This is a genomic window from Streptomyces fildesensis (assembly GCF_016107395.1).
Classification (GTDB): Bacteria; Actinomycetota; Actinomycetes; order Streptomycetales; family Streptomycetaceae; genus Actinacidiphila; species Actinacidiphila fildesensis.
This window is the reverse complement of sequence record NZ_JAAIKO010000005.1, coordinates 92,760-116,990: the sequence shown is the minus strand read 5'-3', so window position 1 is coordinate 116,990 and position 24,231 is coordinate 92,760. Positions and strand designations below refer to the sequence as shown.

Annotated in this window: 28 protein-coding genes; 12 read left to right on the top strand and 16 right to left on the bottom strand. The window is 72.1% G+C overall.

The genetic code is table 11. The features are described from left to right. Nucleotides 1-162 precede the first annotated feature (162 nt). From C6N31_RS10485 to C6N31_RS10460, 6 genes are all read right to left on the bottom strand, one after another. Nucleotides 163-966, bottom strand: coding sequence for a DUF1295 domain-containing protein (locus C6N31_RS10485; RefSeq protein ID WP_138353892.1), 804 nt, complete (start codon nucleotides 964-966; stop codon nucleotides 163-165). Further along, a complete protein-coding gene (locus C6N31_RS10480) occupies nucleotides 963-2,300 on the bottom strand; it encodes an SAM-dependent methyltransferase (protein WP_138353929.1) in 1,338 nt (445 codons plus the stop codon). The genes C6N31_RS10485 and C6N31_RS10480 overlap by 4 nt, the downstream gene beginning before the upstream one ends. Before the next feature lie 20 nt (nucleotides 2,301-2,320). Continuing rightward, nucleotides 2,321-3,046, bottom strand: a complete 726-nt coding sequence (locus C6N31_RS10475; protein ID WP_164294255.1) for a DUF1365 domain-containing protein — start codon at nucleotides 3,044-3,046, stop codon at nucleotides 2,321-2,323. Beyond that, complete coding sequence (locus C6N31_RS10470; protein WP_138353890.1) at nucleotides 3,043-4,317, bottom strand: NAD(P)/FAD-dependent oxidoreductase; 1,275 nt, start codon at nucleotides 4,315-4,317, stop codon at nucleotides 3,043-3,045. The genes C6N31_RS10475 and C6N31_RS10470 overlap by 4 nt, the downstream gene beginning before the upstream one ends. A gap of 69 nt (nucleotides 4,318-4,386) precedes the next feature. Beyond that, the gene (locus C6N31_RS10465) at nucleotides 4,387-5,076 is read right to left on the bottom strand and encodes an HAD family hydrolase (protein ID WP_138353889.1); all 690 of its coding nucleotides are present in this window, start codon (nucleotides 5,074-5,076) and stop codon (nucleotides 4,387-4,389) included. Nucleotides 5,077-5,143: 67 nt separating this feature from the next. After that, a complete protein-coding gene (locus tag C6N31_RS10460; RefSeq protein WP_138353888.1) occupies nucleotides 5,144-6,082 on the bottom strand; it encodes a M56 family metallopeptidase in 939 nt (312 codons plus the stop codon). Between the two features lie 293 nt (nucleotides 6,083-6,375). Here C6N31_RS10460 and C6N31_RS10455 point away from each other — a divergent pair, with 293 nt between their 5' ends. Beyond that, a complete protein-coding gene (locus C6N31_RS10455) occupies nucleotides 6,376-7,497 on the top strand; it encodes a glycoside hydrolase family protein (protein WP_138353887.1) in 1,122 nt (373 codons plus the stop codon). A 28-nt stretch (nucleotides 7,498-7,525) separates the two neighbouring features. Here the strand turns inward: C6N31_RS10455 and C6N31_RS10450 are convergent, their stop codons facing one another. Beyond that, nucleotides 7,526-8,053 (bottom strand): DUF5134 domain-containing protein, encoded by a 528-nt coding sequence (locus C6N31_RS10450; RefSeq protein WP_138353886.1) that lies wholly within the window; start codon nucleotides 8,051-8,053, stop codon nucleotides 7,526-7,528. A gap of 153 nt (nucleotides 8,054-8,206) precedes the next feature. Continuing rightward, on the bottom strand, nucleotides 8,207-9,100 hold the full coding sequence (locus C6N31_RS10445; RefSeq protein WP_138353885.1) for a DMT family transporter: 894 nt from the start codon (nucleotides 9,098-9,100) through the stop codon (nucleotides 8,207-8,209). On the opposite strand from C6N31_RS10445, the gene C6N31_RS10440 reads away from it, so the two are divergent. Continuing rightward, complete coding sequence (locus C6N31_RS10440; RefSeq protein ID WP_138353884.1) at nucleotides 9,099-10,532, top strand: aminotransferase-like domain-containing protein; 1,434 nt, start codon at nucleotides 9,099-9,101, stop codon at nucleotides 10,530-10,532. The two genes, C6N31_RS10445 and C6N31_RS10440, sit on opposite strands and share 2 nt — an antisense overlap. Here the strand turns inward: C6N31_RS10440 and C6N31_RS10435 are convergent. Beyond that, a complete protein-coding gene (locus tag C6N31_RS10435; RefSeq protein WP_138353883.1) occupies nucleotides 10,516-10,902 on the bottom strand; it encodes a VOC family protein in 387 nt (128 codons plus the stop codon). The two genes, C6N31_RS10440 and C6N31_RS10435, sit on opposite strands and share 17 nt — an antisense overlap. A 57-nt stretch (nucleotides 10,903-10,959) precedes the next feature. On the opposite strand from C6N31_RS10435, the gene C6N31_RS10430 reads away from it, so the two are divergent. Beyond that, a complete protein-coding gene (locus tag C6N31_RS10430; protein ID WP_138353882.1) occupies nucleotides 10,960-11,529 on the top strand; it encodes a GNAT family N-acetyltransferase in 570 nt (189 codons plus the stop codon). A 4-nt stretch (nucleotides 11,530-11,533) separates the two neighbouring features. Here the strand turns inward: C6N31_RS10430 and C6N31_RS10425 are convergent, their stop codons facing one another. From C6N31_RS10425 to C6N31_RS45105, 5 genes are all read right to left on the bottom strand, one after another. Then, nucleotides 11,534-12,298: an amino acid ABC transporter ATP-binding protein gene (locus C6N31_RS10425; RefSeq protein ID WP_138353881.1), complete on the bottom strand. Its 765-nt coding sequence runs from the start codon at nucleotides 12,296-12,298 to the stop codon at nucleotides 11,534-11,536. Then, nucleotides 12,295-13,167, bottom strand: coding sequence for an amino acid ABC transporter permease (locus C6N31_RS10420; protein WP_244809080.1), 873 nt, complete (start codon nucleotides 13,165-13,167; stop codon nucleotides 12,295-12,297). Before C6N31_RS10420 ends, C6N31_RS10425 begins: the two co-directional genes overlap by 4 nt. Continuing rightward, nucleotides 13,164-14,057, bottom strand: a complete 894-nt coding sequence (locus C6N31_RS10415; protein WP_138353879.1) for an ABC transporter substrate-binding protein — start codon at nucleotides 14,055-14,057, stop codon at nucleotides 13,164-13,166. Before C6N31_RS10415 ends, C6N31_RS10420 begins: the two co-directional genes overlap by 4 nt. 114 nt (nucleotides 14,058-14,171) lie before the next feature. Next, nucleotides 14,172-14,867 (bottom strand): glycerophosphodiester phosphodiesterase, encoded by a 696-nt coding sequence (locus tag C6N31_RS10410; protein WP_138353878.1) that lies wholly within the window; start codon nucleotides 14,865-14,867, stop codon nucleotides 14,172-14,174. A gap of 10 nt (nucleotides 14,868-14,877) precedes the next feature. Then, the gene (locus C6N31_RS45105) at nucleotides 14,878-15,003 is read right to left on the bottom strand and encodes a hypothetical protein (RefSeq protein ID WP_269287308.1); all 126 of its coding nucleotides are present in this window, start codon (nucleotides 15,001-15,003) and stop codon (nucleotides 14,878-14,880) included. A gap of 364 nt (nucleotides 15,004-15,367) precedes the next feature. Here C6N31_RS45105 and C6N31_RS10405 point away from each other — a divergent pair, with 364 nt between their 5' ends. From C6N31_RS10405 to C6N31_RS10380, 6 genes are all read left to right on the top strand, one after another. Next, nucleotides 15,368-16,765: a DUF6421 family protein gene (locus C6N31_RS10405; RefSeq protein WP_138353877.1), complete on the top strand. Its 1,398-nt coding sequence runs from the start codon at nucleotides 15,368-15,370 to the stop codon at nucleotides 16,763-16,765. A gap of 23 nt (nucleotides 16,766-16,788) precedes the next feature. Beyond that, nucleotides 16,789-17,550, top strand: a complete 762-nt coding sequence (locus tag C6N31_RS10400) for an SDR family NAD(P)-dependent oxidoreductase (RefSeq protein WP_138353928.1) — start codon at nucleotides 16,789-16,791, stop codon at nucleotides 17,548-17,550. Continuing rightward, nucleotides 17,529-18,623, top strand: coding sequence for a threonine aldolase family protein (locus C6N31_RS10395; protein WP_138353876.1), 1,095 nt, complete (start codon nucleotides 17,529-17,531; stop codon nucleotides 18,621-18,623). The genes C6N31_RS10400 and C6N31_RS10395 overlap by 22 nt, the downstream gene beginning before the upstream one ends. 151 nt (nucleotides 18,624-18,774) lie before the next feature. Next, the gene (locus C6N31_RS10390) at nucleotides 18,775-19,170 is read left to right on the top strand and encodes an STAS domain-containing protein (protein WP_138353875.1); all 396 of its coding nucleotides are present in this window, start codon (nucleotides 18,775-18,777) and stop codon (nucleotides 19,168-19,170) included. Between the two features lie 74 nt (nucleotides 19,171-19,244). Beyond that, nucleotides 19,245-19,844 (top strand): transglutaminase-like domain-containing protein, encoded by a 600-nt coding sequence (locus tag C6N31_RS10385; RefSeq protein WP_198357439.1) that lies wholly within the window; start codon nucleotides 19,245-19,247, stop codon nucleotides 19,842-19,844. 32 nt (nucleotides 19,845-19,876) lie between these two features. Then, on the top strand, nucleotides 19,877-20,590 hold the full coding sequence (locus C6N31_RS10380; RefSeq protein WP_198357438.1) for a B3/B4 domain-containing protein: 714 nt from the start codon (nucleotides 19,877-19,879) through the stop codon (nucleotides 20,588-20,590). Nucleotides 20,591-20,618: 28 nt separating this feature from the next. On the opposite strand, the gene C6N31_RS10375 is transcribed toward C6N31_RS10380, so the two are convergent. Next, nucleotides 20,619-21,374, bottom strand: a complete 756-nt coding sequence (locus C6N31_RS10375) for a lysophospholipid acyltransferase family protein (RefSeq protein WP_138353872.1) — start codon at nucleotides 21,372-21,374, stop codon at nucleotides 20,619-20,621. Between the two features lie 141 nt (nucleotides 21,375-21,515). Then, complete coding sequence (locus C6N31_RS10370) at nucleotides 21,516-21,959, bottom strand: DUF4395 domain-containing protein (protein WP_232485043.1); 444 nt, start codon at nucleotides 21,957-21,959, stop codon at nucleotides 21,516-21,518. A gap of 87 nt (nucleotides 21,960-22,046) precedes the next feature. Here C6N31_RS10370 and C6N31_RS10365 point away from each other — a divergent pair, with 87 nt between their 5' ends. From C6N31_RS10365 to C6N31_RS10355, 3 genes are all read left to right on the top strand, one after another. After that, entirely contained in the window at nucleotides 22,047-22,460 is a 414-nt protein-coding gene (locus tag C6N31_RS10365; RefSeq protein WP_138353871.1) for a thioredoxin family protein, read from the top strand. Nucleotides 22,461-22,700: 240 nt separating this feature from the next. Continuing rightward, nucleotides 22,701-23,219, top strand: coding sequence for a flavin reductase family protein (locus C6N31_RS10360; protein WP_138353870.1), 519 nt, complete (start codon nucleotides 22,701-22,703; stop codon nucleotides 23,217-23,219). A gap of 186 nt (nucleotides 23,220-23,405) precedes the next feature. Beyond that, nucleotides 23,406-24,191 carry an electron transfer flavoprotein subunit beta/FixA family protein gene (locus C6N31_RS10355; protein ID WP_138353869.1) on the top strand — a complete coding sequence of 262 codons (786 nt, stop codon included), beginning with the start codon at nucleotides 23,406-23,408 and terminating at the stop codon, nucleotides 24,189-24,191. The last annotated feature ends 40 nt before the right edge of the window (nucleotides 24,192-24,231 follow it).

The window sequence follows — 24,231 nt, the reverse complement described above, 5'->3', positions numbered from 1 at the left end:
ACTCCTGCGTTGACTGGCTCTCAGCCAATATACTCAACGCACCCCCGCCGGGCCTACACGGCCATGCGGGGAACGGGGGCCTGGATCGGCGCCCGGCGGCGCGGGGGACCGCCGGGCGTCGACCCGGTCACAGCGTGTCGGCGCCGGAGAACCGGTCGCCGGTCAGGACCGGTGCCGTGGCGGCCTGGGGAAGAAACCGCTGGTACGAGCGGTGTACTCGGCGAATCCCGGGCGGCGCTCCATATGCCGTTCCAGCATCGGCTTACCGCTCCCGCGAAGCAGCAGAAAGCTCATGACCAGCGGCGACACCAGAGTGACGACCACCAGCGGGGTCGAGCAGGCGAGCAGGAACAGCCCCCACCAGACGCAGAAGTCACCGAAGTAGTTGGGGTGCCGGGTCCAGCTCCACAGCCCCCGGTCCATGATCGCGCCGCGGTGCGCCGGATCCCGCTTGAAGCGGGCGAGCTGGAAGTCGCCGACGGACTCGAAGAAGAACCCCACCAGCCACAGCGCCACCCCGGCCGACGCGAACCCGTTGAGCGCGCCGGGCACGTACATGGCGAACTGGACGGGAAGCGACACCACCCACACCAGGACCGCCTGCAGCAGGTAGACCATGCGCAGCGCGTAGAGGTTCCGGCTGCCGGGCGCGCGCGACAGCAGCCGGTCGTAGCGCGGATCCTCGCCGTGGCCCCAGCCGCGCAGGCCGATGTGCACGGACAGCCGCAGTCCCCATGCCGCCGTCGCGATCAGGACCAACAGCCGCCGGCCCTCGTCGCCGTGGCCCGCGGACAGTGCGTACGACACCGCCGCCACCCCGGCGAAGGCCGTTCCCCAGGCCACGTCCACGACCCGGTGCAGGCCCTTCGCCGCGCCGGCGGCGAAGGCTGCGAGGAGCACCGCCAGGGCCGCGCCGGCCGAGGCCGCGAGACAGGTGGCGAAGTCGCCCCACGGAAAATCGTTCACAGGGTGCCCGCCGCGCCGCGCACCAGCAGCAGCTGGCGCACATCCAGGTAACCGGATCGGAATCCGGCCTCGGAGTAGGCCAGGTAGAAGGTCCACATCCGGCGGAAGGTCTCGTCGAACCCCAGCTCCGCCACCTCCGCGGCCCGCTCGGTGAAGCGCTCGCGCCACAGCTCCAGCGTCCGGGCGTAGTGCGGCCCGAACCCGGTGTCCTCCGCGATCCGCAACCCCGTGTGGCGGGCCAGGACCTGCTCGACGGCGGTCACCGACGGCAGCAGGCCGCCGGGGAAGATGTACTTCTGGATCCAGGTGAAGGTGCGCCTGGAGGCCAGCAGCCGGTCGTGCGGCATGGTGATGGCCTGCAGGGCGATCCGTCCGCCGGGCGCCAGGAACCGCTCCAGCGCACGGAAGTACACCGGCCAGAACTCCTCGCCGACCGCCTCGACCATCTCCACACTGACCACGGCGTCGTACGCACCGCGGATCTGCCGGTAGTCCCGCAGCAGCACCGTCACCCGGTCCTCATACCCAGCCTCGCGGATCCGCAGCCGGGCCAGCTCGCGCTGCTCCCGCGACAGGGTCACCGTCACCACCTCCGCGCCGCGTTCCGCGGCCCGCAGCGCCAGCTCGCCCCAGCCGGTGCCGATCTCCAGCAGCCGGGTGCCGGGCCGCACGGCGGCGAGGTCCAGCAGCCGGTCGATCTTGCGGTGCTGGGCGACGGTCAGCGGCTCGGCCCCGGTGGGGGAGCGGACGTCGGCGGGCTCGCCGTCCGGCGGGAACAGAGCCGCCGAATACGTCATCGACTCGTCCAGGAAGAGCGAGAACAGGTCGTTCGACAGGTCGTAGTGGCGGCTGATGTTGCCACGCGCCCCCACGACCGTGTTGCGCTGGGCCGACGGCTGCCGCAGTGCCCACGCGCCGCGCAGCCGCTGCAGCGGAGCCGGGACGAGCGACCCGACCTGCGAGGCGAGCACGGTCAGCACCCCCACCAGGTCGTCGGAGTCCCATTCGCCCGCCATGTACGACTCGCCGAAGCCGACGAGTCCCGACGTGGCGATCCGGGCGAAGAAGGCGTCGGGCCGGTGCACCCGCAGCAGCGGGGCGTCCGGGTCCGCCGACCCGGCCGGTGCGCGGCCCGGCAGAGCGAGACGCAGCGGCAGACGGGCCACGGCCCGCCGCACCAGGTGCTCGGCGACGGCCGCGCGGACCGGAGCGCCGGGTACCCGGACGACGTCCGGCCAGAGTTCCGGGTTCACCGGCAGGCCGCGGGCCAGGGGCTGACGGGACTCCGGCGGACCGGCCGCCGACGGACGGGAAAGGACCGGACGGGAGAGGATCGGACGGGAAACGGGGGCAGTCACTGCACACCCTCCTGGGGTCGGTGCGGGGGACGGGGCCGCACGGGCAGGCCGCGCAGGTACAACAGGACGCCGTGCATCCGGATGAGCGCGGACACGGTGGCCGTCGACCACGGGTGCCGCACGGTGGTCCGCAGCAGGCCCGCGGTGGTCGCGGGGCGCCGTTCGCCCCGCAGCGTCGCGGTGAACGGCCGGGTGCCGGCCCGCTCCAGATGGACCGTCAGAGCGAGTCGCGCGCCGGGTTCCGGCAGCTGCATGCGGTACTCGCCGTCCACCGGGAAGAACGGCGAGACGTAGAAGTCCTTCGCGGTACCGGCCCGGCCCGCGGTGTCCGGGCGCAGCAGGTAGCAGTGCCGTTCGCCGTAGGTGTTGTGCACCTCGGCGACGACACAGGCCGTCGAACCGTCGGAGCGGTGGCACCAGTAGACGGTCAGCGGGTTGAAGACATGGCCGAACACCCGGGCCGCGGTGAGCATCAGCACCCGCCCGCCGGGCGGCTCCACCCCTTCCGCCGCGAGGAAGCGGTCGAGTCCCGCGCGGATGTCCGGTGCCGTGCCGCCGAAGTGGTCACGGGCCTCGAAACGGGCCAGCGGGCGCAGCGGGCGCGGCAGCCGGGGCAGCGCGTCCAGGTCCACCAGCCAGAGATACGTACGGTGCCGGAAGGAGTACCGCAGCGGGGCGGTGCGCACGTGCGACACCACGCACTCGTACAGCGCCGCGGTCACCACCGGACCCCCAGCGCCGCGGCCGCCGCGACTCCCGAGCGGCAGCCGTCCTCGTGGAATCCCCAGCCGTGGTAGGCCCCGGCGAAGGTGGTGACCGGGCCGTTGAGCTCCGGAAGCCGCCGCTGGGCGGCGACCGAGCGGGTGGTGAAGACCGGGTGCGCGTAGTCCATGCGGTCCAGGACCCGGGCCGGGTCGACGAGCCGCTCGCCCCCCAGGGTCACGACGTACTCCTGTGGGGTGTCGAGCCGCTGCAGCCGCGTCATGTCGTAGCTCACCAGGACCCGGTCGGGGGTGGCGCCGCACGAGGGCAGCAGATAGTTCCAGCAGCCGCGGGCGCCGCTCGCCCGGGGCAGCACGGAGGCGTCGGTGTGCAGCAGCGCCGGATTGCGGGAGTAGGAGAACGCGCCCAGCACCTCGGACTCCGCGGGCGTCGGGTCGGCGAGCAGCCGCAGCGCCTGATCGGGGTGGACGGCGACGACCACGGCGTCCGCGGTGTGCTCGGCGCCGTCGCCGGTCCACAGCCGCACGCCGCCGGGACGGCGGGTGAGCGCGTGCACCGGGGCCGACGTGTGCACCGTGGTGACCTGCTTGGCGATCCGCCGGACGTATTCGTGCGAGCCGCCGCTGACGGTCCGCCAGGCCGGCGCCCCGGTCACCGAGAGCATCCCGTGGTTGTCCAGGAAGCGGAAGAGATAGCGGGCGGGATAGCCGGCGGCCTGCTCCGCGCCGCAGGACCACACCGCGGAGACCAGCGGCGTCATGAAGTGCGAGACGAAGTACGGCGGGAAGCGCCGTTCGGCGAGGAACTCGCCGAGGGTCGGCTCCGGTCCGTCCGCAGGCCGTGCCAGCAGTTCGCGGGCCGCCCGGTGGAAGCGCGGCACCTGTGCGAGCAGCCGCAGATAGCGGACGTTCGCCGCGTTGCCGGGGCGCGCGAACAGCCCCGCCGCGCCGCGGGCTCCGGCGTACTCCAGACCGCAGCCGTCGCAGCGCACCGACATGCTCATGTCGGTCTCCTGGGTGGCCACGCCGAGTTCGGCGAAGAGCCGCGTCAACAGCGGGTACGTACGGCGGTTGTGCACGATGAAACCGGTGTCGACGGCGAACGCCCGGCCGCCGTCAGCGGCCACGACGTCGTGGGTGTCGGCGTGGCCGCCGAGCCGGGCGTCCGCCTCGAACAGCAGGACATCGTGCGTCCCGCGCAGGACGTATGCGGCCGTGAGTCCTGCGATCCCGCTCCCGATGATCGCGACCCGACGTCGTTCCGTCATCACAGTCCGCCCTCCTCACGCCCGCATGTCCTGTGAGGTATTCGGAGCGGCGGCCGGTGCGGATTGGTGGATCTACAGCAGATCGAGAATCTTCCGCAGACCGTCCGGCCGCTCATCGGCCGGCAGATGGTCGACGAGGTGCACCGGGGAGCCCAGCGCGGCGGCGCCCGTGTCGGCCCGCCGGTCGTCGCCCACCATCGCGACCTGCGCGGGAGGCAGTCCCAGCGCCTCACAGGCGATCGTGAACAGCCGGGGGTCCGGCTTCTGGATGCCGTGTTCGAAACTCAGCACATACGCGTCGACGAACGCGTCGAGTCCGTGGGCGCGGAAGACCGGCCGCAGGTCCCAGCCGATGTTGCTCACCACGGCCACGGCGGTCCCGCGCCCGCGCAGTTCCCCCAGCACCTCGGCGGCGTCGGGGTAGGGCGTCCAGGCCGCCGGCGTCATGTGGCGGTCGTACAGGGCGTCGTAGACGTCCCACGGCAGCTCCGCCTGCCGGGCCATGCCGGTGAACGCGGCCCGGTGCTGTTCCGCGCTGCGGTCCCGCTCCTGCCAGACCTCCCGCAGCGCTTCGGGCACCGCGCTCGGATGCGCGCCGCCGGGCAGCGCCCCGGCCCGCTCCAGCCGCTCCGCGTACCGCGCGGCCTGTCCGGCGGGAACGTCGTGCCCGGCCGCGGTGAGGACCGCGTCCAGCCAGCGCCCGGCCGGTTCGATTCTCATCAAGGTCCCGGAGAAGTCGAACATGCATCCCTTGATCACCATGGCGCCATTCTCCGGAACGGGCCGGGGAAGGAGCCGTCAGGGGCCCGGAAGGAGCGATTCCGGTCGGCTACGCGAGAGCGCTGAGCCCCGGAACGAACGCGATCAGGAGCGGAACGGCCGGGACGAGGAGCGCGGTCGCGGTCAGCCCGGCCCGGCGTACCGGAGCCAGCCGCGGCGCCGGGTCCAGCAGCCGGTGCACCCGGCGCGGCAGTTCGGCGAGCGGGGTCGGGCAGGGGCCGAACACCCCGCGGTCCTCGTTGAGCTCGACCAGGGCCAGTGCCGTGGTGAGCCGGCCGAAGCGGCGGGAGGCGGTGTCGTCGGCGGACAGCTCGATCAGCCGGTGCACCTGGTCGCGGAACCCGGCGAAGACCGGGACCTGCGGGAAGCCGGAGGCCAGCGCGCCCGCGCAGTGCAGCAGCACATCGTGCCGGGCACGGACGTGGCCCTGTTCATGGGCGAGCACGGCGTCGAGCTGGCGGCCCTTGAGCCGGCGCAGCGCGGCCGTGGTGACGACCAGCTGCGGCTGCGCGCCCGACAGCCACCAGGCGTCGGGCCGGTCACCCTCCAGCACCACCAGCCGGTCACCGGCCGGCGGCTCCTCGCCGGGCAGCCGGGGGGAGCGGACGAGCAGGTCGGCACGCCGCTGACGGCGCCGGCCCCGCGCCCCGCGCACCTCGCGGGTGAGCATCGCGGCGGTCCACACACCACCGCAGGCCAGCAGGACCGCCAGCGATCCGGCCCAGCGCCCGTAGCCGGGCAGACCGTACGCGTCCACGACACCGTGCGGGGCGAAACCGAACAGGTGCCAGCGGACCGCGGCCGAAGCGGCGGCGGCGCTGAGCGCCATCGCCAGGACGCAGCACAGCAGGACGGCGGCGACGACGCACTGCCAGACCCACAGGGCCAGCACGGGTTCGCGCTCCGGCCAGGCGGCACGGGACAGCAGGCGCGGCGTCATCGCCGCCGCCAGTGCGCCGACCACCAGCAGCACGAACGGGACCGTCATGCCGCTCACCCTAGGAGGCCCCGGGAGCCCCGGGTACGGTCCGCCGTCCGAAGTGATGCACGCCTCACCCCGTCCCGCCCCCTCGCCCGCCGGCCGGTGCCCGGCCGGCGCGGGACTCGGCCGGGCGTACGAGCCTTCGTCGCTATGGGTGACGTGGGGCGGCAGCCGGTCGCGTCGTCCGACGCACCGGAAACGCACGACTACGGTGCGTCATGCGGGCCGATCATCGGAACGGCTCGCCCTCGATTTGCCCACGACCCTGTCCGCGACGACCTCATCGAACTGGAGGCGTGGTGTGCCGTATCGGTGCCCTGCTCGCCGTCCTCGCTCTTTCCTTCGTCACGTTCCTCGGGGGTGCGTCCACCGCTCAGGCCGATTCGGCTCCTGAGGGGCAGCCCGTGGCGTTCAGCCTGCCCGCCTCGCTCGACCTGCACGACGGCACCGTCCAGAAGTTCAACGGCACCTACTACGCGTACGGAACCGCGTACGCCTGCGGGTTCCACTGGCAGGTGGCCAACACCCCTTGGTGCGGCTTCAAGGTGTCCACCGCTCCGTCGCTCCTGGGACCCTGGTCCACTCCCCAGCTGCTGTTCGGCCCGAACGACATCGATCCGTACACCGGGCAGACCTGGCAGGTGGAGTGCGGCGGCACCGGCGCGGGCTGTTTCAACGCGCGGATGATCCAGCGCAGCGGCTGGGGCGCCGGCGACGGGGCGTGGATCCTGTGGTTCAACTCCCCGGCGGACTTCAACCGTGACCGGTCCAACGCCTACAACGCGATGGGCTGCAACGGCCCGGCCGGCCCCTGCGGTCCCACCGCCGGTGCGCCGAACGGCTCGTACACCAAGCCCAGCCTGAAGTTCTGTACCGGTAACGGGGACATGGGCTTCATCGACTCCGTCACGCCGGGTGCCGCGCCCGCTCTGGTGTGCACGATGCCCGGTGCGCTGTCCCTGTCCATCGAGGAGCTCAACGCCGCGGGCGTCGGCGGTTCCGGATCGGGCGGGGTGACCGTCGCCGGACTGAAGAACATCGAGAGCCCGGGCGGCTGGTACGACCGGGCCAGCGGGCAGTACTTCCTCACCTACTCGGACCCGGGCTGCGGTTACTGCACGGGCACCGGTACCGGCTACGCCACCACCACGAACCTGTACGGGACCTGGGTCGCGCCCCCCAACCTCGGGTTCGGCCAGCCCGCGAACGGCCGCCGCCTCATCTCCGCCAACAGCTGTGGCGGACAGTCCCGCACGGTGTCGGTCGTCGACGGGCAGGCCTGGCAGGGCATCGACCTGTGGACCGGCGACCGGAACCAGACCGGCGCGCGGATGATGTTCGTGCCGCTCAACTCCAGCCCGGCCTCCGGCACCCCGGGTGACGGCCAGGTCTGGCGGCCGCCGCTCGCCCTCGCCTGCTGACGCCGTCCGGGGCGGCCGGCACCCCGGGTCACAGCGTCAGCAGCATCGCGAACATCCCCAGCGCCATGGAGACCCGGCAGGCCGCCAGCTCCGGCGCGATCGCCACCCCGGCCGGCGGACCGCCGGCCGGGGCGACGGCCGCCACCGTCACCAGCCGGGCCCCGGCGGCCAGGACGTATCCGGCGAAGTACACCAGCAGGGCCCCCGTCAGCAGCGGAGCGCCCGCCGGGGCGTGCCCGGCGTGGCCGCCGGCCGGGGCGGCGGTGCCCATGGCGGCCGCCATGTAGACCATCGCGGCGGCGCCCAGGGCGTGGTGCAGATGGTGGCCAGGCCGCCGGGCGAGCAGCAGGGCCCGGACCGCCGCCGCCGCGAAGACCAGCGCGAGCAGCAGCGACCCCCAGGGCCGGGGGTCGAGTACGGACAGGGGCACGGCCATCACCGCCATGCCGGCCCCCATCAGGGCCTCGTGCCGTGCGGCGTGCCGCAGCAGGCACGAGAGCCCCGTCGCGGCGCTGAGTACGACCAGCAGCCACCCCACCAGCGGTGGTCCGTGCATGACCGGCCTCCCGTTCGCGGCGTTCCCGCCCACCGGCCGCCCCGCGTCCCCGGGCGACGGCGGTCCGCTGGAGAGCTGCCCAGGCACGAGGGCGCACACTCACGCGCACGGACGTACTCGGGGGGCGCGATGAAGGACTCGAGGAGCGGGAGCTCAGGCCCTGGCGCGCTGGGTGACCGCCACGCAGACCAGGACGGCGAGCGCCGCGAGCGGGGTGGCGGCGTCAAGGTGCTCGCCGAGCAGCGCCGCGGACCACACCAGCGTCAGCAGCGGCTGCGCGAGCTGGAGCTGGCTGGCGCGCGCGACGCCGATGGCGGCCATGCCCCGGTACCAGACCATGAGGCCGAGGACCTGGGAGACGGCCGCGAGATACGCCAGCCCCAGCAGCGCCTGGCCGCCGAAGTGCACCGGCTCGAAGGCCAGCGCGACGAGCGAGCCGGCCAGGGTGAACGGGAGCATCGCGATCAGCGCCCACGAGATGACCCGCAGTCCCGGCATCACCCTGGCCAGCCGGCCGCCCTCGGCGTAGCCCGCCGCGCACACCGCGAGCGCGCCGAAGAGGTAGAGGTCGCCGGTGGTCGGCGCCCCGCCGCTCTGCGCGAGGGTGAACACCGTGACGGCGCCGGCCCCCGCGACCGCGGCGGCCCAGAAGGTGCGCGACGGACGGTTCCCCTCCCGGGCCGCGGCCACGATGGCGGTGGCCAGCGGCAGCGCGCCGATGACGACGGCGGCGTGCGACGTGTCGGTGGTCGTCAGCGCCAGCGTGGTGAGCAGCGGGAAGCCCACGACCACCCCGAGGCCGACGACCAGCAGTCCCGGCCAGTGCTCCCGGGCGGGAAGGGGCGCCCGCCCGGCGACCAGGCAGACACCCGCGATGACGGCGGCGAGCACACCGCGCACGGCGACGGTGGTCCACGGCCCGAAGCCGCCGAGCGCCCAGTGGGTCGCGGGGAAGGTGAAGGAGAAGACCGCGACGCCGAGCCCGGCGAGGGCGGTGCCGTTCACCGCTATCGGCCGCAGTGCGGTAGCGCTATTATGTGCTGTCATGAACGACGGTAGCAGTTCGCATTCCCTGGCGGATTCGCTGCGAGGAGAGCTGAAGCGCTTCTCTCCCGGAGCGAAACTGCCGTCGAGCCGCTCCCTCGTCGACCGGTTCGGCGTCAGCCCCGTGACGGTGTCCCGGGCGCTGGCCGCGCTCGCCGCTGAGGGGCTGGTGGAGACCCGGCCCGGCTCGGGCACCTACCGGTCGCAGCCGGCGGCGCACCCCGCCGGCCCCGTCGACACCTCCTGGCAGCAGGTCGCCCTGACCGCCGGGGACCAGCACGGCGAGCCCGCCCCCCGCGTCGTCGACGCCTCCGGGGTGCTCGCCACGCTCGCCGCCCCGCCGCCCGGTGTGATCCCGCTCAACGGCGGCTATCTGCACCCGGATCTCCAGCCGCAGCAGGCCCTCGGCGCCGCGCTCGCCCGCGCGGCCCGCCGGCCCGGGGCGTGGGACCGGCCGCCGGTGGAGGGGCTGACGGCGCTGCGCACCTGGTTCGCGCGCGAGGCCGGCGTCGGACCCGCCCAGGTGCTGATCACGGCGGGCGGCCAGGCCGCGCTCACCACCGCGCTGCGCGCGCTCGCCCCGCCCGGCTCCGCGCTGCTCGTCGAGTCCCCGACGTACCCCGGAGTGCTCGCGGTGGCCCGGGCGGCCGGACTGCGGCCGGTCCCGGTGCCGACCGACGCCGACGGCGTACGCCCGGACCTGCTCGCCGACGCCTTCGACGCCACGGGCGCACGGGTGTTCTTCTGCCAGCCGCTCTTCCAGAACCCGACGGGCACCGTTCTCGCCCCGGCGCGGCGGGCGCAGATCACCGGGATCGCCCGCGCGGCCGGGGCGTTCGTCATCGAGGACGACTTCGCCCGGCGGCTGGGCCACGGCGGCCCGCTGCCCGCGCCGCTGGTCGCCGACGACCCGCACGGCACCGTCGTCCATGTCACGTCGCTGACCAAGCCGACCTCGCCCAGCCTGCGGGTCGGCGCGCTCATCGCGCGTGGCCCGGTCGTGGAACGGCTGCGCGCCATCCAGGTCGTCGACAGCTTCTTCGTCCCCCGCCCCCTGCAGGAGGCGACCCTGGAACTGGTCGGCGCACCCGCCTGGCCGCGCCATCTGCGGGCCGTCGCGACGGGGCTGCGCGAGCGCCGCGACGCGATGCTGGCGGCGCTGCGGCGCGACCTGCCGGACCTCGTCCCCGACCGGGTCCCGAGCGGCGGCTACCAGCTGTGGCTGCGACTGCCCGACGGCACCGACGAGACGGAGCTGTGCACTGCGGCCCTGCGCGCCTCGGTCGCGGTCGCGGCCGGGCGCGCCTACTTCGCCGCCGAGGCCCCGGCGCCGTACATCCGCGTCAGCTTCGCCGACACCAGCGGCACGGAGGAGATCGACGAGGGGATCCGGCGGCTCGCGGCCGCCTTCACGGAGGTCAGGGCCGGTATCTGATCGGGTGGTCGGCCGGCACCTCCACCACGACGATCTCCAGCCCGTCGGGATCCGCGATCCACATCTCGACCAGCCCCCAGGGCTCCTTCACCGGCGGCCGCAGCACGGTCACCCCGCGACCGGCCAGTTCGGCGTGCGCCGCCGTGACGTCCGGGACCTGCAGCCAGATGCGCAGCGCCGCACTCATCGGCGCCCCGGAGCGCCCGGAGACCTCCAGATAGCCGCCGCCGAGAAAGAACACCGTGCCGCGCTCAGGACCGCTGCCGAACTCCCGGTAGATCGCCAGCCCGAGATCGTCACGGTAGAAGGCCCGGGATCGTTCCAGGTCGGTCGGCTGCAACAGGATCCGGCTGCTCACCACATTCACCATGCGGTGAAGCTACCCGGCCCCGGCGCCCCGGATGTGCTCCCGGGTAGCCTCGGCCCCATGGACATCAGCGAGCGCACCGCGCAGCCGACCTTCCGCACGGCCACGCCGGCCGATGTTCCCGCCGTCGTGACTCTCGTCGAGTCGGCGTACCGGGGGGACTCGAGCCGGGTCGGGTGGACGACCGAGGCGGACATCCTGCAGGGACAGCGGACGGACCCCGAGGGTGTCGTCGAGGTGATCGAGAAGGCGGGCAGCCGGCTCGTCCTGGTGGAGCGCGCGGGAGAGCTGATCGCGTGCTGCCACATCGAACGCCGCGGGGACAACGCGTACTTCGGGATGTTCGCGGTCCGGCCCACGGCCCAGGCCGGAGGTCTCGGGAAGACCGTCCTCGCGGAGGCCGAGCGCTACGCCGCGACCGAGTGGGACGCGGCGCAGATGCACATGACGGTGATCACGGCGCGCGCCGACCTCATCGCCTGGTACGAGCGCCGCGGCTACACCCGCACCGGCGAGACGCACGCCTTCCCCTACGGGGACGAGCGCTTCGGGGTGCCGCAGCGTGACGACCTCGAGTTCGAACTGCTGGTGAAGGACCTCAAGGACCTCAAGGCCGCGGCCACCGGCTGACCCGTTACAGCCGCCCGGCCTCCGCGAAGCGCCGCAGGAAGCGCTGAGTGCGCTCCTGCTCCGGTGCCCCGAACACCTGCTTCGGGGTGCCGCGCTCCAGCACCACCCCGGCGTCGAGGAAGCAGACCTGGTCGGCGACCTCGCGGGCGAAGCCCATCTCGTGCGTGGCGATCACCATCGTCATGCCCTGGTCCTTGAGATCGCGGACGACGCCCAGCACCTCGCCGACCAGCTCCGGGTCGAGCGCCGCGGTGATCTCGTCGAGGAGCAGCAGCCGCGGCTGCCCGGCCAGCGCCCGGACGATCGCGACGCGCTGCTGCTGGCCGCCGCTGAGCCGGTCCGGGTACTCGCCGGCCTTGTCGCCGAGGCCGAGCCGGGCGAGCAGTTCACGGGCCCGCTCGGCCGCCTCGGCGCGCGCGACCTTGTGCACCCGGCGCGGCGCGAGGGTGATGTTGTCGAGCACGGTCATGTGCGGGAACAGGTTGTACGCCTGGAAGACGACCCCGATCCGGCGGCGCACCGTGTCCGGGTCGACCCGCGGGTCGGTGATGTCCTCGCCGTCCAGGAAGATCGCCCCGTCGTCGATGTCCTCCAGCAGGTTGGCGCAGCGCAGCAGCGTCGACTTGCCGGAGCCGGAGGCGCCGATCAGCGCGGTGACGGTGTGCGGGGGCACGCTGAGATCGATGTCGCGGAGCACCACCGTGGAGCCGAACGTCTTGCGTACGGACTCCAGCCGCAGCACGGGTGTCGTGCTCGTGCCGTCACTCATACGGTTCCTCCCTGCGACTGGCGGCGGTTCATCCGGGCGGTGATCCAGTCGGTGAAGCGCGTCATCGGGATGGTGAGCGCGACGAAGATCAGGCCGGCGACGACGTACGAGGTGTAGTTGAAGGTCTTGCCCGCGTAGATCTGCGCGGCGTACACCGCGTCGACCGCGCCGGCGATCGACACCAGACCGGTGTCCTTCTGCAGCGAGACCAGGTCGTTCAGCAGCGGGGGCACGACCCGCCGGACGGCCTGCGGCAGCACCACGTGGCGCATGGTCTGCGCGCTGCTCAGCCCCAGCGAGCGGGCGGCGGCGCGCTGGCTGGGGTGGACGGTGTCGATCCCGGCCCGGAAGACCTCGGCGACGTACGCCGAGTAGGTGAGGACCAGGGCCGTGCCGCCCAGCACCACCGGGTCGGTGGTGACGCCCTGCAGCCGCAGCGCGGGGACGCCGAAGACCACGCCGAGCAGGCAGATGATCAGCGGCAGACCGCGGAAGAAGTCGACATAGGCGGTGGCGAGCGCCCGCAGCGGGAAGAACACCGGCCCGCGCAGGGTGCGGGTGACGGCGAGCAGCAGCCCGAGGACCAGGACGACAGCTCCGCACACCACCATCAGCTGGAGGTTGAGCCAGAGCCCGTCGAGGATCTTCGGCAGTGACGCGCGCGCGTCGTGCGCGTTGAAGAAGGTCTCGCGGGTGCGCTGCCAGCCGGGGGAGCTGACGACGAGCCCGATGAGCAACCCGGCGGTGGCGAGCGTGCTGACGGCACCGATGATCACCGCGCGGCGGGTGCGGGCGCGCCGGAAGCGCTCCCGTTCGATCCGCCGCTCGGACGGCCGGTAGGTGTCCGGCCGGACGTCCTCCAGCGTCACTTCAGCACCGGCGCGTCGACGGCCTCGGACAGCCACTGCTTCTCCAGCCCGGCCAGCGTGCCGTCCTTGCGCAGCGCGTCGACAGCCTTGCTGACGCACGCCGTGAGCTTGCTGCCCTTGTCCAGGACGAGGCCGAACTGCTCCTTCTGGGCGCCGCCGGTCTCGAACTGCCCGACGACCTTGGCCTCCGGCACCTCGGCGCCGGTGATGTAGAACGCGGTGGGCAGATCGACGACGATGCCGTCCACCTGACCGTTCTTCAGCGCGCTCTTGGCGAGGTCGTTCTTCTGGTAGACGGCGGGTGCCTGGGTCGGCTTGATGACGTCGTTGAGCACGTCCAGGCTGGTGGTGCCGACCTGGGCGCCGAGCTTGGCGCCCTTGAGGTCGGCGATCGACCTCGCGTTCGCGATCTTCGAGGTCTTGAGCGCGATGACGGCCTGGCGCACGTCGTAGTAGCCGGACGAGAAGTCGACGGCCTTCTTGCGGTCGTCGCTGATCGAGACCTGGTTGATGTCGAAGTCGAAGGTCTTCGCGCCGGGCGCGAAGGCGTTGTTGAAGGCGACGGTCTGCCAGACGACATCGGCCTGGGCATAGCCGAGCTGCTTGGCGACGGCGTAGGTGACGGCCGACTCGAAGCCCTTGCCGTTGGCGGGCTTGTCGTCGGTGAACCACGGGTTGTACGCGGGCGTGTCCGTGCCCACGGTCAGCTTGCCCGCGGTGCGGGTGGACAGACCGGCCGGGGCACAGCTCGCGGCGGACGTTCCCGAGGGCGCGGCGGTGCTGCCCGCGGAGTCGTCCTCCTGGGGCGCGCAGCCGGTGGCGGCGAGGGTGAGCAGGGCGGCCGCGGCGATGGCGGCGAGGCGCGGGGACAGCAGGTTCGCGGAACGCATGGCCGGACATTGACATCGGCCGGGGGAATCTGTCCAGGCCGCGGGAGCATACGTCCGAATGCCGGACGTTTGTGTCCGGGGTGTTGCCCCGCGCCTCGCCAGGAGGCCTACCTGTCAGGCCCGTCCGGCGATCTGCGGCATCGCCCGACCGTCGATGGACGGCAGGTCGGTCACGATGCCGTCCAGCCCGAGTGCGTGCGCCAGGTCCAGCTCCTGCGGAGTGTTCACCGTCCACGCGATCACGGCGAGCCCGGCGTCCCGGCAGCGGCGGACCACGTCGAGGCTGAGCTGCGGCAGTTCCAGACTGACCATCCGGGCACCCACGGCCCGCGCGCGTGCCACCAGGTCCCGGCCGAGCTCGCTGGCGACCAGCACGCGGTGCGACTCCGGCAGCAGTTCGTGGATCTCGCGCAGCGCCTCGTCGTGGAAGGACAGCACGCTCACCCGGCCCACCTCGTCGCGGTCGCGCAGCACCTTCGCGAGCACCCGGGCGGCGGCCACGTCCTTGATCTCGGCCTGGATCGGTCCGGTGACCGCGTCCAGCACCTCTTCGAGGACGGGCACCCGTTCGCCCTGCCCCGCGTCCAGCTCGCGCAGCTCGTCGAGGGTGAGGTCGCCGATCCGGCCGGTGCCGTCCGTGGTGCGGTCCACCTCCGCGTCATGCATGACGACGAGCGCGCCGTCCTTGCTCAGGTGCAGATCGAGCTCGATCTGGTCCAGCCCCTCGCGCTCGGCGCGGGCGAAGGAACGCAGGGTGTTCTCGGGCTCCACGCCCATGACACCCCGGTGACCGACGGTGAGGAAGTTCATGGCCGACATCCTAGGGACGGGCGGTGACGGCAGGTGGAACGTGGTGTGACGGCGCGGAGTGCGAGGAGCGGACACCCGCCGTGCCGAGGACGAATCCGGTGATCAGGGCGGCGACGAGGACAGCGCGGGTACTCATGACCCCTCTCCTACCGCCGCCGGACCCCGGCCTGCCGGTTCCGTCACTCGTGTGAGGGCGTGCCGCCCGCCGGGCTGCCACCGGGCCGCCGGGATCCGGCGCGGGGATCGCGCGCGCCGGGAAGCTGGGCGAGACTGGAACGAAGTCGCTTTACGGTCATAAGGGAGCAATGTTCCGAAGGTCGGCCGCCCCATCATGACGCAACTAACAGAACTCATCGCGAGAACGGCGCATGACAGGAAAATGACCGGTCTTGTGGGGGGTCGCACAGGATAATCTGCTCCGACCCCCCTTGAACGGAGGAAGCTCGTATAGATACGCTTCCTTGGCGGATCAAGCGCGTTTCTTCTGTGAAGGAGGGGTCATGAGTGAAAATCTTTCGGCTGTAGTGGCTGACGGGGCCGGGATATCCGGCGAGGGCATCGCCTCGCATCCGGCGTGGGCCGTACTGAAGCAAGCCGTGGAAGCCATCAGGCCCTGGCAGCAGAAGGACGGCTCGATCGACTTCTCCGCCGAGGTCGTCCCGTCGCTGGCCGATGTGGAGCGCACCTTGGAGCGCGTCATCGACGCGATCGAGCAGCTCTCCCCGCTGGTGCCGCACGACACGGCGTACCACCAGGCGCTCGTCACCGACCTGCGCCGCTGGGCCGACGGCGGCTTCGGCGTCCCGGACTTCCTGGACTCGCTGCTGGCCTTCCAGCCCGCCGCCGACCGGCGCGACGGCCTGCAGCACCTGGTCGTCTTCCCGATGTACACGCAGAACGGCAACCCGGACCGCAACCTGGAAGCCGTCGCCCTGCGCGTCGTGTGGCCCGACTGGCTCGCCGAGCTGGAGCGGACCCGCTACGACAACCCGCTGTTCGTGCCGATCACGTTCCAGGACTTCACGCCCGGCTACGACACCAACTCCGCGGTGCTCTTCCCGGAGACCGTGGCCGTCCGCCAGGCGCCCGAGCGCTGGACCTGGGGCGGCATCTTCTGCGACCGCGAGGCCGCCCGCTTCCGGGCCGTGACCGCCGCCGCCGTGGACACCCTCGGCCTGGAACTGCCCGGTGAGGCCGCGCGGCTCATCGAGGACCAGGAGCTCTCCCAGCAGACGTTCGTGCTGTGGGACATGATCCACGACCGCACCCACAGCCACGGCGACCTGCCGTTCGACCCCTTCATGATCAAGCAGCGGGCGCCGTTCTGGATGTACGGCCTCGAAGAGCTGCGCTGTGACCTCACGACCTTCAAGGAGGCCGTGAAGCTGCAGGCCGAGGGCCACCCGATGGGCCTGGGCGTGCAGTACGCGATCCTCTTCGACCGCCTCTTCCGCTTCCCCGTCACCGGCGAGCGGGTCCGCAACTACGACGGCCTGGGCGGCCAGCTGCTCTTCTCCTACCTGCACAAGCACGACGCCGTACGCTGGACGGACAACACCCTGCACATCGACTGGGAGCTGGCTCCCAAGGTCACCAACCAGCTCTGCGCCGACATCGAGAAGCTGTACCGCGACGGCATCGACCGCCCGAAGCTCGTGCACTGGTTCGCCGCGTACGACCTGGTCGCGACGTACCTCTCGCCCCACCCGGGATCGGTGTGGGCCAAGGGCCCGGACGCCCTCGACCTGTCGCTGCCGCCGCGCAAGCTCGTGGACGAGGTGCTCGTCGACGAGTTCCCGCTGAGCATGTTCTATGAGGCACTCGCGAAGAAGCTGCGCGACGTGATCGCCTCGACCAAGGGGATCACCGCGAGCGGCGTCGTACGGACGGCGGCGTGAGCGACGCGGCCGAGGAGGCGAAGATGGCGAACGGGACCGAAAGCCAGGGACCGCTCCAGGGAGCGGTCATCGCGGTGGCGGGAGCCGGCGGTCCGGCCGGCCGCGCGATGCTCCAGCGGCTCGCCAAGGCGGGCGCTCATGTGGTCGCCGCAGACGCGAACCCCGAACGGCTCGCGCAAGCCGTCGACCAGGCCCGTTTCGACGCCGGCGGTGCGGACATCACCGGTGAGATCGTGGACCTGCTCGACCCCGACGCGACCCGTGAATGGGCCGAGCGGATCGAGAAGGACCACGGTCCGGTCGACGGTCTGGTCCATCTGGTCGGCGGCTGGCGCGGCTCCGCGTCGTTCACCGAGACCGACCTCGCCGACTGGGACTTCCTGCACAAGCTGCTGATCCGCACCGTCCAGCACACCTCGCTGGCGTTCCACGACCCGCTGCTGCGCAGCACGCGCGGCCGCTATGTGCTGATCAGCGCCGCCGGTGCCAGCAGCCCGACGGCCGGCAACGCCGCCTACGCCGCGTCGAAGGCCGCCGCCGAGGCCTGGACGCTCGCCATGGGGGACTCGTTCCGCAAGCTGGCGGGCACCGACCCGCTCACCGCGGCGGCCAGCGTCGTCGTCATCAAGGCGCTGGTGCACGATGAGATGCGGGCGCAGCGCCCGAACGCCAAATTCGCCGGCTTCACCGATGTGACGGACCTCGCCGAGGCCGTCACGGACATCTGGAACCGGCCCGCCGAGGAAGTGAACGGAACCCGACTGTGGCTGACGCCCCAACCGTGAGCGAGCAGCTCGCCACCGACGCCGTCCGGCGCCACGACCCCGAGGTCCGGGGCTTCGCCAGCGACAACTACGCCGGCGTGCACCCCGAGGTGCTCACCGCCCTCGCCCTCGCCAACGGCGGCCACCAGGTCGCGTACGGCGAGGACGACTACACCGCCCATCTGCAGGACATCTTCCGCGGCCACTTCGGCCCGCGCGCGGAGGTCTTCCCGGTCTTCAACGGCACCGGCGCCAACGTCACGGCGCTGCAGTCTGTCACCGAGCGCTGGGGCGCGGTGATCTGCGCGGAGTCCGCGCACATCAACGTGGACGAGTGCGGCGCTCCGGAGCGCGTCGGCGGGCTCAAGCTGCTGACCGTCCCGACGCCGGACGGCAAGCTCACCCCCGAGCTGATCGACCTCCAGGCGTTCGGCTTCGAGGACGAGCACCGGGCGCAGCCGCAGGTCGTCTCGATCACCCAGACCACCGAACTGGGCACCTGCTACACCCCCGACGAGATCCGGGCGATCTGCGACCACGCCCACCAGCACGGCATGGCCGTCCATCTGGACGGGGCGCGGATCTCCAACGCCGCCGCCACGCTCGGTGTGCCGCTCGCGGCGTTCACCACCGACGCCGGGGTCGACATCCTCTCCTTCGGCGGCACCAAGAACGGCCTGCTGATGGGGGAGTGCATCGTCGTGCTCACCCCCGAGCGGGTGCGCGCCATGAAGCATCTGCGCAAGCTGTCGATGCAGCTCGCCTCCAAGATGCGCTTCGTGTCGGTGCAGTTCGAGGCGCTGCTCGCCGGCGACCTCTGGCTGCGCGGCGCGCGGCACGCCAACGCGATGGCGCAGCGGCTGGAAGCGGCCGTCCGGGGGGTCGACGGTGTGACGATCGTCCGTCCGGTGCAGTCCAACGCCGTCTTCGCGATCCTGCCGCGCGAGGTCAGTGAGCGGCTGCAGAAGCGCTACCGCTTCTATTTCTGGAACGAGAACACCGGTGAGGTCCGCTGGATGTGCTCCTTCGACACCACGGAGGACGACGTCGACTCGTTCGCGGCTGCCATCGCCGCGGAACTGGCCGGACACTAGTCCCGCCACCGCTGTCCCACGGCCCGGCCACGGCCCGGAACAAGCCAACTTCCGCTGCTGTCCCAACCGTTGACTTCATCGCCGACCGGCGGGTATGACACGTACACATGCGCATCGGCGCACGCCCATCACCAGGAGTGGGGGGCCTGCCATGTACGACGATCAGCCCGCCTTCGGCGCCAGTCGGCGATCGGTGGCCGGGACCACCGTGGTCGAGCTGTGGGGAGAACTGGACGTCCTCGCCGCGGCGGGGCTGTCCCCTTTCCTCGACGCACTCGCCCGGGTGGCCGACTCGGACTTCATCATCGATCTGCGGCCCGTGACGTTCATCGACTGCAGCGGTCTTTCGCTGCTCTGCCGGTTCCGGATGCACGCCCTCGAGAACGGGGGCCGCATCCGGATCGTCAGCGCCGATCCGTCCTTCACGAGGCTGCTGCGGCTCACCCGGCTGGGGCGGGTCTTCGAGATCCATCCCGATCTGGCGTCCGCGCTGGCCCGGCACGCGGACGACGCCGGACCGGGCGCCACGAACGGTGCGATCGCCTAGCCCGCTCCTGAATAAGTATGCACTGATTCGTATTTCGATTGATCGGACGTGTGATCCTGCCTAGGGTTCCGAATATGGAACTCCTCCAGGACGTACCCGGTCCCGCGGCGTATCTCGCCGCCGCCGACGTCATCGACCATGACCATCCGCTGGTGCGCGAGACCGCGGAACGGCTGCGCGCGGGTAGTGACGGCGCGTACGACTACGCCCGGGCGGCCTTCGAGTTCGTCCGCGACACCGTTCCGCACTCCGGCGACGCCGACGACCCCCGGGTGACCTGGCGCGCCTCGGACGTCCTGCGGCTGCGCACCGGTATCTGCCACGCCAAGTCGCACGCCCTCGCCGCGCTGCTGCGGGCCGAGGGGATTCCCACCGGGCTCTGTTACCAGCGCCTCACCGACGAAGCCGGTGGCAATCCGCTGGTGCACGGCCTCGTCGCCGTCCTGCTGCCCGGGCGGACGCAGTGGGCGCGGCAGGACGCGCGGGGGAACAAGCCGGGTGTGGACGCGCAGTTCTCGGCGGAGCGGGAACAGCTCGCCTGGCGGGTCCGCCCCGAGTTCGGCGAGGCCGACTACCCGGTGCTGTACGCGGCTCCGCCGCCGGCCGTGCTGGAATCTCTTCAGCGCGCCACCGACCGGCCGCACCTGTGGCAGCTGCTGCCCACCGCGCTGTGAACGCCGTCCCCGTCAAGGAACCAAGGTCTGCGATGCCCCCGACGAACCCCGCTCAGCCCCTGAACATCACCGTGGCCCCCGAGGTGCACGAGCTCGTACCCGGATTCGTCCCGCTCATCGTCGAGGCCCGGGGCCTGACCAACGGGCCGAGCGACGAGCGGAGCTCCGCGCTGCTCGACGACGCCGTGCGCCGGCTCACCGCGCGGCTGGCCGGCCGCGCCCCGCACGAGGACCCGCACATCGCGGCCTGGCGCGACGCGTACACCGCCTTCGGCGCCAAGCCGTCCCGCACCCGCAACTCCGCCGAGGCGCTGGCCAGACGCGCACTCGCCGACGGCGGGCTGCCGAGGATCAATCTCCTCGTCGACCTCTACAACGCCGTCAGCGTGGCCCATCTGGTGCCGGTCGGCGGCGAGGACACCGACCACATCCTCGGCGGGATGCGGCTGGTGCGGGCCGGCGGCGACGAGAAGTTCGAGACCGCGGCCGGTGGCGAGCCGGTCGTGGAGCACCCCGAGCCCGGCGAGGTCGTCTGGCAGGACGACACCGGGGTCACCTGCCGCCGCTGGAACTGGCGTCAGGGCGTCCGCACCCGGCTGACGGAGGACTCCGTCAACGCCGTCTTCCTGCTCGAACGCCTCACGCCGATGCCGCTCGACGAGCTGCACACCGCCGCGGGCGAGCTCGCCGAGGGACTGCGTCTGCTGAGCCCCGCGGCCGAGGTGACGGTCCGCGAGGCGGACTGAGCCCGGCCGGGCGCCGTGGCGCGGTGGGTCAGCGCCTGGCCGCCCGCTCGTCGCGGTCCGCACGGTCCAGCTCGGCGGCCTCTTCCGGGGTGGGCGCGGTGCCGCCGAGGTGGCTGGGCAGCCACCACCGGTCGTCGGGGCCGCTCGGCTTGCCCGGGTAGGCGCGCTGCGCGTCCTCCAGCAGCTCCTGGACGCGCATCCGCAGCCGCCGGGTGAGCGCGCCCGGCTTCTCGCCCTCGTTCGCCCGCATCGGCTCGCCCACCCGCATGGTGATGGGGAACTTGTTGCGGCCGAGATGGCGCGGGTGCCCCTTGGTCCACAGCCGCTGGGTGCCCCACAGGGCCATCGGGAGCAGCGGTACGCCGGCTTCCTCGGCGAGCCGCGCCGCGCCGGACTTGAACGACTTCAGGGTGAACGACTGCGAGATGGTGGCCTCGGGGAAGACCCCGATGATCTCGCCGGCCCGCAGCGCGTCCAGCGCGTGCGCGTACGCGTGCATACCTTCCGAGCGGTCCACCGGAATGTGCTTCATCGCCCGCATCAGCGGACCCGACACCTTGTGCCGGAAGACCGAGTCCTTCGCCATGAAGCGGACCAGCCGCTTGTTCGGCAGCGCCGTCAGACCGGCGAAGACGAAGTCCAGGTAGCCGATGTGGTTGGAGACCAGCAGCGCTCCGCCCTTGCGCGGTACGTTCTCCGTGCCGCCGATGTCGAAGCGCAGCCCCTGCACACGGAACATGGTGCGGGCAACGCCGATGACCGGGGGATAGACGAGTTCAGCCATGTCCGGGTACCTGCTCTCTCCGGGGGCGGCTCTCCCGGCGGAAGTTACGCGCCCGTAGGTTCCGGTCGCTGATGGATCGTGCACCGACAACGTGCCCCGTGTCACCTTGCGTGCCCACGATCCCGCGAGATTCTCGTCACGTCACCCCGTCGCACGCCGGAACAAGAGATACATCTCGCACCCCAAGCAGTACCCGAAGGCAGCGTTGAGAAACGCCGCGGCCAGCGCGCAGCCGGTCGCGGCCATACCCAGCCACAGCGGTCCGGCGAAGTAGCCGACCAGACCGATGAGCGCGAAGACGAGCCCCACGGCCTGCGCGAAGCGCGGCGGCGCGGGGTCCTCGGTCTCCTGCGTCGGCCCGAGCCGGGGCCGTACGACGGTGGCGAACAGCCAGCCGTAGGGGGAGCGCCGCACGCCGGCCGCGGCGCCGGTCGCGAAGACCACCGCCTGTACGGCCAGCAGCCAGCCACTCCCGGTGACCAGGACGGCGGCCAGGACGACGGTGGTGAGGACGGCGCCGAAGCGGGGCCCGCGGACATCGAGGCTCGAGGCGGGGGCGGCGTTCGCGGCATTCATCGCGTTCATGGAGCCGATGATCCCGGACCGGGGCGCACCCGGCCCCACGGGAATCATTGCGGTCCCGTGAACGCTGCACCGCTGCGGGAGGAAAAGATGACGGGATTGGTGGTGTGCCTCGCTGTCCTTGCGGCGGCGAGCGCGTTCGGCCTGGTGCACCAGCGCCGGAACGGGAGGATTCGGGTGCGGACGAAGGACGGCCAGGAGCGGCTGACGGCTGCCGAGATCGGCGGGCCGCTCGGTGCGCGCGCCACGCTGGTGCAGTTCTCCAGCTCCTTCTGCGCCCCGTGCCGGGCCACCCGGCGGACGCTCGACGAGATCGCCACCATGGTGGAAGGGGTGACCCACGTCGAGATCGACGCGGAGGCCCATCTGGAACTCGTCCGCAGGCTGGCGATCCTGAAGACCCCGACCGTCCTCGTGCTCGACGCGAGCGGAGCGGTGGTGCGCCGGGCGGCGGGCCAGCCGCGCAAGGTGGACGTGATCGCGGCGCTCGGCGCCGCGGTGTGACGGCCGGCCCGCGGACCGGCGCATCCGGACCGGTGATCTTGTGATGGGGATCCCAAATCCCGGGCCGCTCTTGACGGAGCCCGCCTGCCATCGTCACTCTGACGTTATGTCGCGAGACCCCCTTCTTCACACGCGCGCGGATGTCGATCTCGGTCGCCATTCGAGTGCGCGCTGTCCGAGTTGTTGAGCGCCCCAGACGACCATTCGCCTCCGGCCCGACCGCTCCAGAAGGACAACTCCATGACTGCCCTGACCGACCTCGGCACCCTTCCCGGCACCGCCGCCGGCTTCGACCCGGCCGTCTTCCGCTCGGTGTTCCGCCGCCACGCGGCCGGGGTCGCCGTCATCACCGCGGCCGGCGACCGGCCGGTGGGTTTCACGGCCACCTCGCTCACCTCCGTATCGGCCGAACCCCCGCTGCTCTCGTTCGGCATCAGTACCGGTTCCTCCAGCTGGCCCACGCTGTCCGAGGTCCCGTTCGTCGGCGTCCATGTGCTCGGCGACCACCAGGAAGCGCTGGCCGCGACCTTCGCGCGCAGCGGCGCCGACCGGTTCGGCCCGGCCACCGACTGGCGCGAGGGGCCGCACGGTGTGCCGGTGCTCGGCGAGGTCTCGGCCTGGCTGGTCTGCCGCGTGCTGGCCCGTATCCCGGCGGGCGATCACCGGATCGTGGTGGCACAGGCCGTCGCGGGCGACCCGACGGGCCCCGGCAGCCCGCTCCTCTACCACCAGGGCGGCTTCAACGGGCTGCGCCACTGACCCGTTCCGGGCCGTGGCGTCGGCAACGTCACAGTTCATCACCCTTGCTTACGGGTGAGGAGCTGGGTGTACTGGCGAGTAACCTTCTGTTGGAACGCTGGTGCGTGCCGGTGGGGGGCCACCCCGCTAAGGCGCCTATGCTGCCTGCAAGGGCAGTTGACGAGACTAAGCAGTAGGAGAGCAGGCGTGAGCTTGAGGATCGTTGTCTGTGTGAAGTACGTGCCCGACGCCACGGGCGACCGTCACTTCGCCGAGGACCTGACCACTGACCGCGACGCCGTTGACGGTCTGCTGTCCGAGCTCGACGAGTACGCGGTCGAGCAGGCGCTGCAGATCGCCGACGCCGCCGACGATGCCGAGATCACGGTACTGACCGTCGGTCCCGAGGACGCCAAGGACGCGCTGCGCAAGGCGCTGTCGATGGGCGCCCACAAGGCCATCCACGTCGAGGACGACGCACTGCACGGCACCGACGTGTTCGGTACCTCGCTGGTGCTCGCCAAGGCCGTGGAGCACGCCGGGTTCGACCTGGTCGTGTGCGGTATGGCCTCCACCGACGGCACCATGGGCGTGCTGCCGGCGATCCTCGCGGAGCGCCTCGGCGTCCCGCAGGTGACCCAGCTGTCCGAGGTGTCCGTCGCCGACGGCAAGGTGACCGGCCGCCGTGACGGCGACGCGGCGAGCGAGCAGCTCGAGGCGTCCCTCCCCGCCGTGATCTCCGTGACCGACCAGTCGGGCGAGGCCCGCTACCCGTCGTTCAAGGGCATCATGGCCGCCAAGAAGAAGCCGGTGGAGTCCCTGGACCTGTCCGACCTGGACATCGACGAGGCCACGGTCGGCCTCTCCGGCTCCTGGTCCACGGTGGACGAGGCCACGCAGCGCCCGGCGCGCACCGCCGGCACGATCGTCAAGGACGAGGGCGAGGGCGGCAAGCAGCTTGCCGCCTTCCTTGCGGAGCAGAAGTTCATCTAGAGCAGCCTCGCGAGGCTGAAGTTCATCTGATCCGCGACCC